A 14,796-nucleotide genomic window follows, 5' to 3' on the forward strand; every position below is an offset into this window, starting at 1 on the left:
GAGTGCATCACGGCGCGGGGGAAGTCAGAGTCGACTCCAGCCTGCCGCTGACCAGCCAGAAAGGCACTTCGACATGGCAAAGACGGCGCGCAAGAACAATCTGAAGCCGCACTTCGACGACGTTCAGGCGCACTACGACCTGTCCGACGACTTCTTCCGGTTGTTCCTCGACCCGACCCAGACCTACAGCTGCGCCTACTTCGAGCGCGACGACATGACCCTCGAGGAAGCGCAGCTCGCGAAGGTCGACCTGGCGCTCGGCAAGCTGGGCCTGCAGCCCGGTATGACTTTGCTGGACATCGGCTGTGGCTGGGGCGCGACGATGATGCGCGCGATCGAGCGCTACGACGTCAACGTGATCGGTCTGACGCTGAGCAAGAACCAGAAGGCACACGTCGAGAACGTGTTCGCCGAGTCCGACAGCCCCCGCTCCAAGCAGGTCCTGCTGCAGGGTTGGGAGCAATTCGATCAGCCCGTCGACCGGATCGTGTCGATTGGTGCGTTCGAGCATTTCGGCAGGGACCGTTGGGACGACTTCTTCGCCATGGCGTACCGGGCGCTGCCCGACGACGGCGTCATGCTGCTGCACACCATCACCGCGCTGACGCTGCCTCAGATGACGGAACGCGGTCTGCCGCTTACCTTCTCGATCGCACGCTTCGTCAAGTTCATCCTCACCGAGATCTTCCCGGGCGGCTATCTGCCGACCACCGAACTTGCCGCTGAGCATGCCGAGAAGGCCGGCTTCAAGCTGACCAGGACGCAGTCGCTGCAGCCGCACTACGCCAAGACGCTCGACCACTGGTCGGCGGCGCTGGAAGCGCACAAGGACGAGGCGATCGCCCTGCAGTCCGAAGAGGTCTACGAGCGCTACATGCACTACCTGACCGGCTGCGCCAAGGGCTTCAAGGACGGCTACATCGACGTCTGCCAGTTCACCCTGGCAAAGTAAGCACGTTTAGCCGCTCAGGCGGCGCGCGTACTGTTCGAGGCATGGCCGACCTAACGCCTCACTTCGAGGACGTGCAGTCCCACTACGACCTGTCCGACGACTTCTACCGGCTGTTCCTAGATCCGACGCACACCTACAGCTGCGCATACTTCGAGCGTGACGACATGACGCTGCAAGAAGCTCAGATCGCCAAGATCGACCTTGCGCTGGGCAAGCTAGACCTGCAACCCGGCATGACGTTGCTCGACATCGGTTGCGGCTGGGGCGCCACGATGTTGCGGGCGCTCGAACGCTACGACGTCAACGTCATCGGCCTCACCCTGTCGGAAAACCAGTGCGCCCACGTCGAAAAGGCATTCGCGGATTCGGTCAATCCGCGCTCGAAACGCGTATTGCTCAAGGGCTGGGAGCAATTCGACGAGCCGGTCGACCGGATCGTGTCGATCGGCGCGTTCGAACACTTCGGCTTCGACCGCTACGACGACTTCTTCGCGATGGCCTACCGGGCGCTGCCTGACGACGGCGTCATGCTGCTGCACACGATCTGCGGCGTATCGATGGAGTACGCCAGGGCCAACGACATTCCGTTGACCATGGAGCTCGCCCGGTTCGTGAAGTTCCTGATGACCGACATCTTCCCCGGCGGTCAGCTGTGCAAGACCGAGATGGTCGGCGAACTCGCCGGGGCGGCGGGCTTCACCGTCGCGCGGACGCAATCCCTGCAGCCGCACTACGCCAGGACACTGCGCATCTGGGCCGATGCGCTGGAATCTCACCGCGCCGAGGCCATCGCGGTGCAGTCGGAGGAGGTCTACGACCGCTACATGCACTACCTGACTGGCTGCGCGCGAACCTTCGAGTTGCGACAGGCCGACGTCAACCAGTTCACGTTGGTCAAGTAGCCAGGTGAATTGGAGTCCGGCCGCGGGTAACCGATAAGGTATACGCCTTAAGGCGCTAGTTAGCACGTCAAGCGCCCCACGGCGGGTAGGGTGCGGTCACAGCGAAACCGCTCAAGTGGTCGGTCGTGCCAGCAGATCTACCGGAAAGGCCTAGCAGCGAAACATGTCTGAGAACTCCACGGGCACGAAGGACTTACAGCCACACTTCGAGGACATCCAGGCTCATTACGACCTGTCCGATGACTTCTTCGGCGTCTTTCAGGACCCGACACGCAAGTACAGCTGCGCCTATTTCACCGGGCCGAACGTCACGTTGTCCGAGGCGCAGGTCGCCAACGTCGACCAGCACCTCGACCGCCTCGACCTGAAGCCGGGCATGACCCTGCTCGAGGTGGGTTGCGGCTGGGGCCTGACGCTGCAACGGGCGATGGAGAAGTACGACGTCAACGTGATCGGCCTGACGTTGAGCAAGAACCAGCAGGCCTACTGCACGCAGCTGCTCGACAAGCTCGACACCAAGCGCACGCACGAGGTCCTGCTGCAGGGCTGGGAGCAGTTCCATCGCCCGGTCGACCGGATCGTCTCCATCGAGGCCTTCGAGCACTTCGGCTTCGAGCGCTACGACGACTTCTTCAAGAGCTGCTTCGACATCCTCCCCGACGACGGCCGGATGACCATCCAGAGCAGCGTCGGATACCACCCGTACGACCTGGCCGAGCGTGGCAAGAAGCTCACCTTCGAGTTGGCTCGCTTCGTCAAGTTCATGATCACCGAGATCTTCCCTGGCGGTCGCGTGCCGACCACCAAGATGATGGTCGAGCACGGTGAGAAGGCCGGGTTCGTCGTGCCCGAGACCTTGTCGCTGCGCAACCACTACATCAAGACCCTGGGCATCTGGGCCGAGCGTCTCGAGGCGCACAAGGACGAGGCCATCGCGGCCACCGACGAGGAGAACTACCACCGGTACATGAAGTACCTCACGGGGTGCCAGTACTACTTCATCGACGAGGCCATCGACGTCAGCTTGGTGACCTACCTGAAGCCAGGCGCAGCAGCCTAGGTCAGACACGACAACGCCCCGACACCGGAAAGGTGCCGGGGCGCTTTCGTCTCGGTTAGCGCTTTCGTCTCGGTCAGGCCGCGGCCTTCTCGCCCGCGTCGGCCGTGTCCTTCTTGGCGTCGTCCTTCTTGACGGCGTCCTCCTTCTTCGCGTCGTCCTTCTTGACGGCGTCGTCCTTCTTGACGTCGTCCGTCTTGACGGCGTCTTTCTTGGCATCCTCGGGCGAGGCCTTCTCAGCCTTCTGGTCGTCGGCGTTGACCTCGGTGGCGGGCTTCGCCGGCTCAGGCGTGGCCGTCTCCTCGGGCTTGGTGACGGCGGTGTCGTCCGTTGCCACCGGAACCGGCTCGGTCGCGGTGGGTGTCGTAGGCGTGGCCGTGGCGTCGTCCTTGGCCGGGGTGGCGTCGACGACCTTCACCGCATCGGTTTCCGACTCGACCGGCTCCGACTTCTTCGCCGACTTCAGCGACGTGACGGTGGCCAGACTCTCCGACGCGTCGGCCTCGACGGGCTCGGTCGAAGTGGCGATCGACCGCGCGGCCAGCGTGGACGTCGTCAGCGGGGCGGGCACGGCAGGCGCCAGTGTCGGTCCCCCGTTGAGCGCGTCGTGGATGCCCTGAATGACCGCGTTGATCAGGTTGATGCCGATCGGGATGGGGTTCTGGAACGGATTGAACGGCAGGATCGACAGCGGTGTCGGCACGCCCGGGTTGCCCGACCAGTCGTAGCCCAGGTCGGCGAGCACCTTGTACACCGGGGAGATCAGGTCGACCAACGGCTTGACGATGGGCTTCAGCGCTCCGGGCGTCAACGACATGACGAGGTTCATGATCGGCAGCGACGTCGCGGGGATCATGATGTATTCGTTGCCGTACTGGTCCTTGCGGCAGTTCACCCCGACGGTGCACACCAGCTGCGGGGCCAGCGTGCCATTCGGCCCGGGCGTGTACCCGTACGGCAGCGTCGCCGTCGGGTCGTTGGCGTTGGGCGCCAGGTAGTAGCCGTGCACGTTGTCGAAGGCGGCGATGGCGTTGAGCATTGCGAACGGGTTGCCCCAGTAGCGCGGAGCGTAGACCACCGGGTCGTACTCGAAGCCGATGGTCGTGGTCTTGATGGCCGGATCGACCGGCATCGGCGGAGCGAACGTGATGTTGAGAATCGGGATGTACCGCAGGAACGCCAGCCGCTGCCAGAGGCCGCCGTCGGGGTTCTCGATTCCGCCGATGGTGACGACCTCGATGCGGGCCTTCTCCTCCTCGGTCAGGCCGTAGTCATGCAGCACCTTGGACACGACGGCGCCGCCCTGCGAGTAGCCGAAGACAACGATGTGCTGCTCCGGTGAGGCCAGCGCGTCCGCGAGCGCGGTGGTCAGACCGTCGGCGCCCTTGCCCACCGATTCGTCCCACTTGTCGCAGCCGTCCGGACCGGACCGGCACCAGCTGGGGAAGATCGCCAGCGGCCAGAACGATGCGGGGTAGTCGATGCCGGTGAGATCGGTGCCGACCGCGCAGTTGGTCTGATCGGTACACGCGGTGCCCTGCATGTAGTAGTCGCGCGCGTTCGCGAGGTAGCTTCCGACGACGTTCGCGTTGGGCGTGCCGGTACCGGGCACGACCAGTCCGATCGCACCGAAGGCCAGCGCCGAACTGAAGGCCGAGCCTACGGCGAGGACGACCGCGGCCAGGAACGAAATGACGACGAGGCAGAGCGCCTTCGCTGTTTTACGCATGTGTCAAACGATCACACAACGACTCGTCTCGAGATGGCGAAAACAGCGAACTCTTTCTCGTGAATCTTTCGACCGGTGTCGGATTCGCGTCGTGCCGTTCGTCGAACCGGTAGAGAGTGGAACGCAGGGTTCCGCTCACCAACCCGGAGGTATCCCGATGCACTACTTCGCGCTTCTGCTCGGCCCTGAAGGCGCACGACCCGCTGACCCCGACGAACAGGCCGCCGAGATGGCCGCGTACCAGGCCTTCCACGCCAGCGCGGCGTCCGCGATCCGGGCGGGCGATGCGCTGCTGCCGTCGGCGACCGGCGTGCGGATCACCGGCGGCCCGGACAAGCCGAGCATCACCGACGGCCCCTTCGCCGAGAGCGCCGAGGTGGCCGGCGGCTACTACGTGTTCGAGGCCGACAATCTCGACGACGCCATCGCCCTGGCCCGTGACATCCCCGCCGCCAAGTACGGTGCGATCGAGGTCTGGCCGATGGTGATGTGGAACGCGCCGGAGAAGCCGCTGGAAGGAACGCACTGGTTGGCGCTGCTTCTCGAGCCTGCCGAGGAGACCAACACGCCCGGCTCACCGGAATGGGAAGCCGGCATCGCCGCGCACGGTGAGTTCGGCGCCGCCGCGGGCGACCGCATCAAGGGTGGTGGCGCGCTGCATCCGACGACGACGGCGACCACTGTCCGGGTGCGCAACGGCGAGGCCACGGTCACCGACGGCCCGTACGTCGAGGGTGCCGAGGTCGCCAACGGGTTCTATCTGCTGAGCGCGGCCGATCAGGACGAGGCCGTCAAGATCGCGGCCATGATCCCCGCCACGGCCGTCGAGGTGCGGCAGCTGGCCGGGGTATCGGGGCTGTAACACTCTCGATGACCAACCTGGACGGCGTCTTTCGGCGCGAGTGGGGACCCGCCGTCGCGGCGCTTGCCCGCTGGTCCGGCGACCTCACCGTCGCCGAGGACGCCGTCCAGGAGGCATTCGCGGAGGCGCTACGCGCCTGGCCGCGTACTGGCGTGCCCGACAACGTGGGCGGCTGGGTGCTGACCGTGGCACGCAACCGCGCACTGGACCGCTTGCGTCGCGAATCAGGCCGGCCGGGAAGGGAACTCGCCGCCGTGGTCGAGAACAGCTGGCCCCGCATCGAGGGTGAACCCGTACACCCGGTGCGCGACGATGAACTGCGGATGATGTTCACCTGCGCGCACCCGGCGTTGGATTCCGCGTCGCAGTTGGCGCTCACCCTGCGGTTGATCTCCGGGCTCACCGTCGCCGAGATCGCGAGGGCGTTGCTACAGTCGGAGGCCGCGGTCGGACAACGAATCACGCGGGCCAAGAGCAAGATTCGCAGCGCGAACATCCCGTTGCGGGTGCCGCCGGCGGAACTGTTGCCGGAGCGGACACCGCACGTGCTGGCATGCATCTATTCGGTTTTCACCGAGGGGTACTGGTCGACGGCGGGGCCATCTGCGGTCCGTGACGAACTGTGCGACGAGGGCGTGCGTCTCGCCGGTGAGCTGTGCTCGTTGCTGCCAGAATCGTTGGACGGTCACGCATTGGCGGCGCTGGTACTGCTGCACGATTCGCGGAGAACCACGCGGGTCGACGCCGATGGCGCATTGGTTCCGCTCGACGAGCAGGATCGCTCGCGGTGGGATCGGGGCCGGATCACCCGCGGCCTCGACCGGTTGCGGTTGGCGGCGGGCGCGGGCGGACCCTACCTTCCTCAGGCGGTGATCGCGGCGGTGCACGCGACCGCACCGAGCTGGGAGCAGACCGACTGGGTGACCATTTGCGCCGCCTACGACCGGCTGATCGCGATCACCGGCTCGCCCGTGGCGCGGGCCAATCGCGCGCTGGCCGTCGGTTTCCGCGACGGCTTCGAGAGCGGCCTATCGGCGCTGGACGAGGTCGCCGCCGATCCGCGCCTCGCCCGGTCGAACACCGTGGCGACGATCCGCGCCGATCTGCTGCGGCGCTGCGGACGCTTGTCCGAGTCAGCGCAGTGGTATCGGATCGCGTTGAACCACAACGGCTCCGCCCCGGCGCGGGAGTTCCTGGCTCGGCGGCTGGCCGAGTGCTCACCGACCTAGGGTCGGTATGCGGAACACACCGATGCGGCGGTAGCGCGGGCATTCACCGGCGCCGCACGACGCGCAGTCGGAGCCGCGGCGATGGTGTTGATGAGCGGCACGGTCGTGGCCACAGGTACAGGTCCGTCGCATGCCCCCACACTCGCCGCTCCGGCTGAGCCCCCAGTGACAACCGCCCATGAAACGGCTGAGAAACCGCATGAGAAGCCGGCGCACCACATTCCACCTACGCTGTTGGCGTGGACTCGCATACCAGGAGCGCGCTTCGCCTGGCATCGACGCTGGTGGCGATCGCCATACTGGCTTCCTCGATCACCCTGTCGCCCAAGGCATCCGCCGCACTGACCCTCTGCCCTGGTTCGGGAAACGTGACGTTTCTCGGCGATTCCTTCACGCAGGGAACCCCTCAGGGCGGCGGACAAGCGGGGTCGTGGATCTGGCAACTGGGCAGGCGATGCGGATACCAGAACGTCGTGAACGACGGCCGCGGCTCCACGGGCGCCATCGTGACGAGCGACACATCGGCGAACTACGTCACCCGCGCCACTACTGACGTCGCGCCGACCAACCCCGACATCGTGTTCATCACCGGTTACTACAACGACCGCGGCCACCCGCCGGCAGACATCGCCGCCGCCTTCGGCACCACCATCGACATCGTTGCTCAGCTACCCACCCACCCCATGATCGTCGTCACGGGGACATACGATCCGAAGGGGCTCAACGGCTCTCCGTACCGGCAGATCGATGCGGGTTTGCTCGCGGTGTGCACTCAGCGCGGCGTCCCCTTCGTCGAGCCGAGCACGGGCAACGTGTACGACTCAGCTGGACGTGTGGTCACTTCCGCGGGGCCGTGGATCACGCCGGACAACAAGGAGCACTACGTCGGCCCCGACGGTGTGCACCAGAGCGTCGACGGTCAGGCGTACATGGCCGACCGCATGTTCGACGCCGTTCGCGCACTGTCTGGCTGAATCTGCTCGAGATGTACGTCCGCGCAAGCGTTGGTACCGTCACGTCATGACAGGCGGCATCGACGTGATCATTCCCGTCCGCAATCTTGCGGAGCAGGTGGGTGCGTGCCTCGAGCCGATCCGAAGCCAACTCGGCGGGGGCGATCGGATCGTGGTCGTCGACGATGCATCCACCGACGGCACGGCCGATGTGGCGAGGGCGCTCGGCGCGGCGGTGATCAGCACCACTGAGAGCCGCGGACCCTATTACGCCCGCCAGGTCGCCGCCGGCACGTCGACGGCGGACAACCTGCTGTTCGTCGACGCCCGCTGCCGTGCGCTGCCAGGGCTGCTCGATCGGCACCGCACCATGCTCGGCCAGCCCGGTGTCGTGTTGTCCTGCACCGAGGTAGCCACCCTTTCGGGGCCAACATTGGCTGCGCGCATCGCGCACAAACAGCAACCGTTCAGTCTCGCAGGCAAGGTCGGTGTCGACGGTCGCCTCGACTTCTTCCCGACCGCCAACCTCGGTGTGCGCCGCTCGGCGTTCGCCGAAGTGGGTGGGTTCCGCGAGATGCGCAGCGGCGCCGACGCGGACCTCTGCTGGCGAATCCAAATGGCGGGACTGGGAGCCATGCAGGCCGACCCGACGGTGTCGATGGAGTGGGCGCCCCGCTCGTCGATTCGGGATCTGATCGAGCAGTGGAACCGCTACGGCAAGAGCACCGCCTATCTGGAATGGGTGTATCCCGACCAGTCACCGACGTCCTCCGGCCAGAAGTTGAGCATCAAGGACGATCTCGCCCAACGGCTTCGGCGTGACAAGCACACCGACGTCATGTCACTGCTGCCCTCGCTCGCGTACCAGTTCGGCGTGTATCAGGGTCGCCGTTCACCCAAGAACCCGCCAACCGTCTATGGCGACGTGTCGTGTTGAGGGTATGGCGCGGCCTCAAGGTCGTGTTCTCGCTGCGCGCATGGCGACAGATCGCGGCGGTGATCGCGTTCTTCGGTTACGACACGTTGGAGCAGAACGACATTCGGATGGACCGCACGGTGCGCATGTCGCCCACGGTGTCGGTGCGCAACGGCTCCCGCATCAGCATCGGCCCCGGCTCCGAAATCGGGCAAGGCTGCCAACTATGGGCAGGCAGCACCTCCGGACGCATCGACATCGGTGACCATGCCCTGTTGGCGCCCAACGTATTCGTGACGGCGTCGAACTACGACTTCGACAAGACCGACGGTCCCGTGATGCATGCCGGCGCGAACGAGCGCGACGTATTCATCGGCGACAACACGTGGATCGGCACCGGTGTCGTCGTGGTTGCCGGTGCGCACATCGGCCATGGCGCCATCGTCGCCGCGGGCGCAGTCGTCTCGGGAACCATCCCGGACATGGCCGTCGCTGCCGGCATCCCCGCCCGCGTCGTCAGGATGCGCGGCAGGCAAGAAGCGGCACTGCCGTAGCTCGGACTAGCGGCGGCCGCGGGGCAGCATGGACCGCCACCACGGCGACCGGGGTCCCTTGTATCGCAGGCATTCTCCGGCGGGGCACAGCGCGCACTCGGTCCCGGAGCGATGGTGTTCGTGCGCGGCCCGCTCGTGGCCACACTGACATTTCTGGGCGGGCACGCCTCGACTCTACTCGAGCAGCGGGTCTAGATCGGGTACTCGCGCACCCAATCGACCGACTGCCGGCCGCCCTGGCTGATGTCCCCGCCGAAGTTGTCCAGCTGAATGCACAGATGCATGGGCCCTGGCGGAAGTTGCGCCGGGTCAGCCGATTCGAACCATGGCCTGCCGTCGAAATATCCCACGATGCGCTCCGGCGTCCACTCAACCGCCCAGCTGTGCCACTGGGTGGCGTCGACGTCGACCTTGGTCCGCTCCTGACGGTTCTGCGGCCCGTAGTGCAGGTTGAACTCGACCGTCTGCCGGGTGGGGTCGACGATCTCCATGAAGTCGACCTCGCCGTCGTCGGGCCACACCTCTGAATCGGGCCACAGCAGGAGCACGGGGTGATAGTTGGGCGATCCGACCGGCGTCGCCATGCAGACTTCCCACCGGCCGAGGGTCTGGCCCGGCAGCAAGGACATCCCTGCCGAGTCACCGTTCGGGTCACCCGTGATGGTCAATTGTCCGTCCTCGACGGTCGCTGCGGCCGGAACCCGCCTTCCGTTGCCAGCGTGCCCTGGCCCTCCGTACAACTTCCAGCCCGCCAACGAGTCTGGGTTGTCGAAGTCGTCGACGCGACTCGGGGCACCCCAGTTCAACGTATCGGCGGCGGTCACGGGGCAGTTCCCTGCCGCTGCGGCGCGCGGCATCACTTCGGAGGCGGCAGGCGAGGCGATGACGGCGGCCGACAGGGTCAATGCCGCCGCCGCGTACCGCCATGCCTTGGACATACGTGAGGACGTCAGTTCGGCACTCTCTCGGTCCGCCGCCGATGGACTGCCACGCGGCCGCCGAGAGCCGGTGCGAAGACGACGCCCCGGCTCTTTCGCGCTTCGTCGGGCGCATCGGTTGGCAGCAAGGTGAATTCGCGCAGGATGGTCCGCAGCACCACCGTCATCTCCATGTTGGCGAAGGCCGCGCCCGGGCACCGCCGCGTTCCGCCGCCGAAGGGCAGCCACGAGTACCTGTCCGGGTTCTTCCCAAGGTACCGATCGGGATTGAACCGCGCCGCGTCTTCGTGAACGGTGGCGTTCTGGTGCACCAGCCCGATGTTGACCGTCACGATGTGGCCGCGCGGAATCACCCACGGCCCCAGACTGATCGACGGCGCAACGACCTCGCGCGACACGGCGTCGATGATCGGCCGGGTACGCAGCACCTCGTGCACCGTGGCCTGCAACAGCGCGGATTCTCCCGCGTCGACTTCGGCGGCCAGACGCGTCGATACCTCGGGATGGCGCCGCAGCCGTTCCACCGCCCACGACAACGACGTCGCGGTGGTCTCATGACCCGCGACCAGAAGTGTGAACAACTCATCACCGATATCGCTGTGGGACATCGGCGTTCCGTCGTCGTAGCGCGCCTGCAGCAGCAATGCCAAGATGTCGCTGCGCTGCTCCAGCTGGGGGTCGGACTCGGCTCGCCTGATCAAGCTGGCGAAGATGGCGTCGAGTTCGGTGCGCATGGCCGCCAACCGGCCCCATGGGCTCCATCTGCCCAGATCGCGGTGCAGTGCCGGTACCAGGACCAGCTTCGAGCCCAGTTTGATCATCTTGGGCATCAACGTCCGCAGCCCATCGAACTCGGCCCCCTCCGCGCCGAAGACACCGCGAAGGATGGTGTTGAGGGTGATCCGCATCATCGATTCACGTACCGGAAATTCCTGCCCGTCAGGCCAATCCGATACTTCGTCGAGCGTCTCGGCTTCGATCAGACCTTCGTAGGCGCGCATCCGGTCGCCGTGGAAGGGCGGGAGCAGCAGGCGGCGGTGCCGCAGATGTTTGGCACCCTGAAGTCCGAACGACGAGCCAGGTCCGAGGACGAGGCCGAGGTTGGGTTCCGCAGCGCGCACCGCGTCGGTCGGCTGCTTGAACAGTTCCTTCGCCAAGGCAGGGTCGGTGATCACCACGCCGGGCCCGAAGAAGGGCAACCGCACGGAGAACGCGGTGCCGAACCGCTCGTTGAGGGCCTGCATCAACTGCTGGCCGCGGGTCAGGTAGGCGATGTTCTGGGCGACCTGCGGCCAGCGCGGGGCGGGTGGCAGGCGGGTGTCCGCTGGAGTTGTCTGTGTCATGTGCAGCGCCGCCCCCTACGGCGGATGCTCTTCCGAGATGTCTCGTACAAGTCCTTCGAGCGTAACGACGAACGCGCGTGCGCGCGCGTCGGAGAAGCGGGTCAGCCGCGCGCTGCGATCCACTTCTCGACGTCGTCACCCTGATAGCAAACAGACGCGACGTGGCCACCCTGACACTCGACGATCTCCACTCCCGCAACGGATCCGAAGCGCGCCGCGAAGTCCTTCCCGGTACCGCCGGAGGGGACCACGGTGTCGCCCGTGGGGAGATACAGGCGGAAGGCCCGGTTGGCGAATGCGCTGGGAGGCCAGGTCATCGGGTCGGCCGACGGAGGCACCGTTCCACCCCACGGCCCGGCGATGTACTTGACCTCGCGGGCCTGAGGGGGAAGGCCCATCAGCGGCGACACGGCCACCATCGCCTTGACCTGCCGGTCGGCGTCCTCACTGATCAACGTCAACGCCGCCAACGTGCCCATCGACTCCGTGACGAAGAACAGCGGTCCTGCGCCGTACTTCTGCCGGGCCGCAGCGATGAGCCGACGATATGACCCGACCGACCGCGGGTTGCCGAAGGCGTTGCCTCCGGCGTCGGCAGCAACGACGGCGTAGCCGGCACGCAACATCGGATCGAAGAGATTCCTGTGCTTCTCGTCGTCCCGGATGACGCGTGCCGTCTGATCCAAGCCGTGGAAGTAGACGACCAACCCCTTCACTGGTTGGCCGGACATCGAAAGCCCAACGGTCCCGGGGCCGTTCACAGGCACGTCTTCGACGGAGAAGCCGTAGTCCACGTTGCCTGCGTCGATGCGGTCGTCGGAGCACGACACCAGCGCACAGAGCGCGACCAGTGCGAGCGCGATCCGCGCCACGAATTGCATTGGCGTGTGCACTATCCGTCGCCCTTCGCCACGACGGCACTGGCTGAACTGACGGGTTGTGGGCGACCGCACAGGTTGGCGAGGACGGCTGCGTTGCGCTCTGCTTGGGTCTCGATGCAGTGCTGGGTCAACACGTGAGCCCGTGCCGCCTCCCCGAACGCGGCTCTCAGCGCCGCACTGTCTGCCAGCCGCCGCAAGGAATCCCGAAGCCCGGCCACGTCACAGGGTGGCACCAGGAGGCCCGTGGTGCCGTGCACCACGGCTTCCGCGACGCCCGCGACGTCGTAGGCGACGACGGGCGTTCCGCACGCTTGCGCCTCGATCAGGGTCAACGGCATGCCCTCCACGATGCCAGCGTGAACCACTACGTCGCTGGCCCCGAACAGCGCCGCCATGTCGTCACGATTGCCGCAGAACCGGACTGCCTCCCCCAGTGCCGCGCCCTGCTCGCGCACCCGCCTCTCGTAGTCCGGGTACCCACTGGTCGAACCGGCGATGACGAGCCGGATCCGGCGGTCTTTCAGGCCCGCTACACAAGAGACGAGGTCTTCGATCCGCTTACTCGGATCCAGCCTGGTGGCGGCCAGCACCAACAGTTCGTCTGCGGCAACCCCGAGGTCATCGCGGATCCGGCGTGCGTACGCCTCCGATGTCGGTGACATCGCTTGGGTGTCAATGCCGTTCGGGATGACGTCCACGCGATGGGCAGCGAACGAGGGCAGCCCTACCGCCACCGCCCTACTCACCGCGACCGTCCTGCTCGCGGCCAGCACCGCCGCGGATCGCAGTCCTCGCCCGAGGCCGGGCATCGCCTCCTCGTGCAGGTGCAGGACGACGGGCGTGCGACTCAATCTGCCTGCGACGGCGGTGTCCAGATGCGTCCAATGGCCATTGGCCCACAGCACGTCGTAACCGCCGTCTTGAGCGAGTCGTGCGATGCGGCGTGCCGCCTGCAGTCCGTTTCGGGCCTCGCGGGCGATGCCGGCAACACCGGGTCTGCCGGAGTCGCGGATGCTGCGCTCGATCGGCGCGTCGAGGTGCACCGCGTCGAAGCCGGCGTCCAACCACGCCTGATGCAGTTCGAGCGACCGTGGACCGGCCAGCGTCAGTTCGATGCCGCGCTCGCGAAGGAGCGGAGCAAGGCGGAGCAGATACCGTTGCGCCCCCCACACTCCGCGGGCCTGATCCAGCACCAGGACCTGCACCGGGCGCGTCGTCACGGAGCTACACTCCACTGCGATTGACGCATGGGCAGAGGGTATCCGACCGTCGCGGCCGCGGCCGGGCAAGCGACTACCCGGTCCCGTATAGTTCGGGGTTCGAGAGTTCCCCCGCCAGTGATGGAAATCACTGTGCAATAGCCACTTTGGAGAAGACGATTCGGATCGCCGCCACTATCGGCGCCGTGCTGGCGCTCGTCGTGGCCGTCGTCGGGCTGGCGATCCGTTACGCGCCGATCACCAGTCATGCTGCGCTGATCATCGCCGTCGCTTCGCCATATCTGATGCTGGGTGCTCCCATCGGCGTGCTGGTGTCCCTGCTCGCCAGGCGATGGGTGCTCGCCGGTTTGGCGGTGGTGCTGACGACGGCACTCGTGGCGGTGCAAGGCCCGCTGTTCGTCGGCGAAGGCACCGGCGATGACGGGGTCGCGCTTCGTGTCATGTCCGCCAATCTCTTCTACGGCCAGGCCGACGCCGCGGCGCTGGTGCGGGCCGCAAGTGCAGGAGCGGACGTGCTGGCGGTGCAGGAGCTCACGCACGAAGAGGTCGCGCGACTCAGTGCCGCTGGGCTTGACGAGGTGTTCCCCCATCGCGCTTTGGATGCACGCGATGTGGCCTCGGGCGTCGGACTGTGGAGCCGCTACCCCATCACCAGCTCGACCCGGATCGCTGACTTCGAGCTGCCGATGCTGAGTGCCCGCATCCGCGTCGAGGGAGTGGCGACCGACCCGACGATCGTGGTGGTGCACATGTCCGGGCCGTGGCCGCAACCCATCGATGATTGGGTGCGCGACATGGACGCGATGCCCGAGACCATGCGGCAGATGTCGAATTCGGCGGGCGCCGGTTGCGTGCTGATCGCGGGAGACTTCAACAGCACGTTCGACATGCGCCCGTTCCGCCGGTTGCTGAGCGACGGGTATCGCGACGCGACCGAGCAATCGGGCGCGGGGCTGCAACTGACGTATCAGGCCAATACCAAGGTGCCGCCGTACATGGGAATCGATCACGTGCTGACGAATCGCTGCACGGCGACGTCGGCCGAGACCGTCGCACTGCCCGCATCCGATCACAAGGGTTTCGTTGCGGCAGTGGTTGTTCCGCGATCGACGGGATAGGGGGCCCGAACGTCGCACTGCCCAGCCCGCTGCCGGGAACATCTGGCGTCCCAGGCCGGGACGATGATGTAAGTGCCCACCTCCGAGCGACTTTGGCATTGCACGCATCCTCGGGCCGACCGCACATCCGACGAAGTCGCTC

Annotated in this window: 14 protein-coding genes; 9 read left to right on the plus strand and 5 right to left on the minus strand. The window is 66.3% G+C overall.

All coding sequences use genetic code 11. The features are described from left to right. Positions 1-73 precede the first annotated feature (73 nt). From N536_RS0127645 to N536_RS0127655, 3 genes are all read left to right on the plus strand, one after another. Positions 74-952 (plus strand): cyclopropane mycolic acid synthase family methyltransferase, encoded by an 879-nt coding sequence (locus N536_RS0127645; protein WP_029116575.1) that lies wholly within the window; start codon positions 74-76, stop codon positions 950-952. Between the two features lie 41 nt (positions 953-993). Then, positions 994-1,854, plus strand: a complete 861-nt coding sequence (locus tag N536_RS0127650) for a cyclopropane mycolic acid synthase family methyltransferase (protein ID WP_029116576.1) — start codon at positions 994-996, stop codon at positions 1,852-1,854. Positions 1,855-2,017: 163 nt separating this feature from the next. Next, on the plus strand, positions 2,018-2,914 hold the full coding sequence (locus N536_RS0127655) for a cyclopropane mycolic acid synthase family methyltransferase (RefSeq protein ID WP_029116577.1): 897 nt from the start codon (positions 2,018-2,020) through the stop codon (positions 2,912-2,914). A gap of 73 nt (positions 2,915-2,987) precedes the next feature. Here N536_RS0127655 and N536_RS0127660 read toward each other — a convergent pair whose 3' ends face one another. Then, positions 2,988-4,640, minus strand: a complete 1,653-nt coding sequence (locus N536_RS0127660) for a PE-PPE domain-containing protein (protein ID WP_029116578.1) — start codon at positions 4,638-4,640, stop codon at positions 2,988-2,990. A gap of 157 nt (positions 4,641-4,797) precedes the next feature. On the opposite strand from N536_RS0127660, the gene N536_RS0127665 reads away from it, so the two are divergent. From N536_RS0127665 to N536_RS39670, 5 genes are all read left to right on the plus strand, one after another. Continuing rightward, positions 4,798-5,502 carry a YciI family protein gene (locus tag N536_RS0127665; RefSeq protein WP_029116579.1) on the plus strand — a complete coding sequence of 235 codons (705 nt, stop codon included), beginning with the start codon at positions 4,798-4,800 and terminating at the stop codon, positions 5,500-5,502. An 8-nt stretch (positions 5,503-5,510) separates the two neighbouring features. Beyond that, complete coding sequence (locus N536_RS0127670) at positions 5,511-6,731, plus strand: RNA polymerase sigma factor (protein WP_029116580.1); 1,221 nt, start codon at positions 5,511-5,513, stop codon at positions 6,729-6,731. A gap of 239 nt (positions 6,732-6,970) precedes the next feature. Further along, positions 6,971-7,705 (plus strand): SGNH/GDSL hydrolase family protein, encoded by a 735-nt coding sequence (locus N536_RS0127675; protein WP_081809411.1) that lies wholly within the window; start codon positions 6,971-6,973, stop codon positions 7,703-7,705. A gap of 46 nt (positions 7,706-7,751) precedes the next feature. Beyond that, positions 7,752-8,621, plus strand: a complete 870-nt coding sequence (locus N536_RS39665; RefSeq protein WP_051574811.1) for a glycosyltransferase family 2 protein — start codon at positions 7,752-7,754, stop codon at positions 8,619-8,621. Beyond that, a complete protein-coding gene (locus N536_RS39670) occupies positions 8,615-9,154 on the plus strand; it encodes a DapH/DapD/GlmU-related protein (protein ID WP_036437805.1) in 540 nt (179 codons plus the stop codon). The genes N536_RS39665 and N536_RS39670 overlap by 7 nt, the downstream gene beginning before the upstream one ends. A 191-nt stretch (positions 9,155-9,345) precedes the next feature. Here N536_RS39670 and N536_RS0127690 read toward each other — a convergent pair whose 3' ends face one another. The 4 genes from N536_RS0127690 to N536_RS39675 all read right to left on the minus strand — a co-directional run bounded on the left by N536_RS0127690 (position 9,346) and on the right by N536_RS39675 (position 13,536). Next, a complete protein-coding gene (locus tag N536_RS0127690) occupies positions 9,346-10,092 on the minus strand; it encodes a glycoside hydrolase family 16 protein (protein ID WP_051574812.1) in 747 nt (248 codons plus the stop codon). A gap of 11 nt (positions 10,093-10,103) precedes the next feature. Continuing rightward, the gene (locus N536_RS0127695) at positions 10,104-11,435 is read right to left on the minus strand and encodes a cytochrome P450 (RefSeq protein ID WP_029116583.1); all 1,332 of its coding nucleotides are present in this window, start codon (positions 11,433-11,435) and stop codon (positions 10,104-10,106) included. Positions 11,436-11,536: 101 nt separating this feature from the next. After that, positions 11,537-12,316, minus strand: coding sequence for an alpha/beta hydrolase (locus N536_RS0127700; protein WP_029116584.1), 780 nt, complete (start codon positions 12,314-12,316; stop codon positions 11,537-11,539). 11 nt (positions 12,317-12,327) lie between these two features. Beyond that, positions 12,328-13,536, minus strand: a complete 1,209-nt coding sequence (locus tag N536_RS39675) for a glycosyltransferase family 4 protein (RefSeq protein WP_051574813.1) — start codon at positions 13,534-13,536, stop codon at positions 12,328-12,330. Positions 13,537-13,682: 146 nt separating this feature from the next. Here N536_RS39675 and N536_RS0127710 point away from each other — a divergent pair, with 146 nt between their 5' ends. Next, entirely contained in the window at positions 13,683-14,654 is a 972-nt protein-coding gene (locus tag N536_RS0127710; RefSeq protein WP_231514655.1) for an endonuclease/exonuclease/phosphatase family protein, read from the plus strand. Positions 14,655-14,796: the final 142 nt, after the last annotated feature.

Origin of the sequence: Mycobacterium sp. URHB0044 (genome assembly GCF_000620625.1) — a bacterium.
GTDB lineage: Bacteria > Actinomycetota > Actinomycetes > Mycobacteriales > Mycobacteriaceae > Mycobacterium.

What these genes read in the sequence shown, in the direction of transcription:
- N536_RS0127645 (WP_029116575.1), top strand. Translation starts at nt 74, where the DNA reads ATGGCAAAGACGGCGCGCAAGAACAATCTGAAGCCGCACTTCGACGAC.
- N536_RS0127650 (WP_029116576.1), top strand. Translation starts at nt 994, where the DNA reads ATGGCCGACCTAACGCCTCACTTCGAGGACGTGCAGTCCCACTACGAC.
- N536_RS0127655 (WP_029116577.1), top strand. Translation starts at nt 2,018, where the DNA reads ATGTCTGAGAACTCCACGGGCACGAAGGACTTACAGCCACACTTCGAG.
- N536_RS0127660 (WP_029116578.1), bottom strand. Translation starts at nt 4,640, where the DNA reads ATGCGTAAAACAGCGAAGGCGCTCTGCCTCGTCGTCATTTCGTTCCTG.
- N536_RS0127665 (WP_029116579.1), top strand. Translation starts at nt 4,798, where the DNA reads ATGCACTACTTCGCGCTTCTGCTCGGCCCTGAAGGCGCACGACCCGCT.
- N536_RS0127670 (WP_029116580.1), top strand. Translation starts at nt 5,511, where the DNA reads ATGACCAACCTGGACGGCGTCTTTCGGCGCGAGTGGGGACCCGCCGTC.
- N536_RS39665 (WP_051574811.1), top strand. Translation starts at nt 7,752, where the DNA reads ATGACAGGCGGCATCGACGTGATCATTCCCGTCCGCAATCTTGCGGAG.
- N536_RS0127690 (WP_051574812.1), bottom strand. Translation starts at nt 10,092, where the DNA reads ATGTCCAAGGCATGGCGGTACGCGGCGGCGGCATTGACCCTGTCGGCC.
- N536_RS0127695 (WP_029116583.1), bottom strand. Translation starts at nt 11,435, where the DNA reads ATGACACAGACAACTCCAGCGGACACCCGCCTGCCACCCGCCCCGCGC.
- N536_RS0127700 (WP_029116584.1), bottom strand. Translation starts at nt 12,316, where the DNA reads ATGCAATTCGTGGCGCGGATCGCGCTCGCACTGGTCGCGCTCTGTGCG.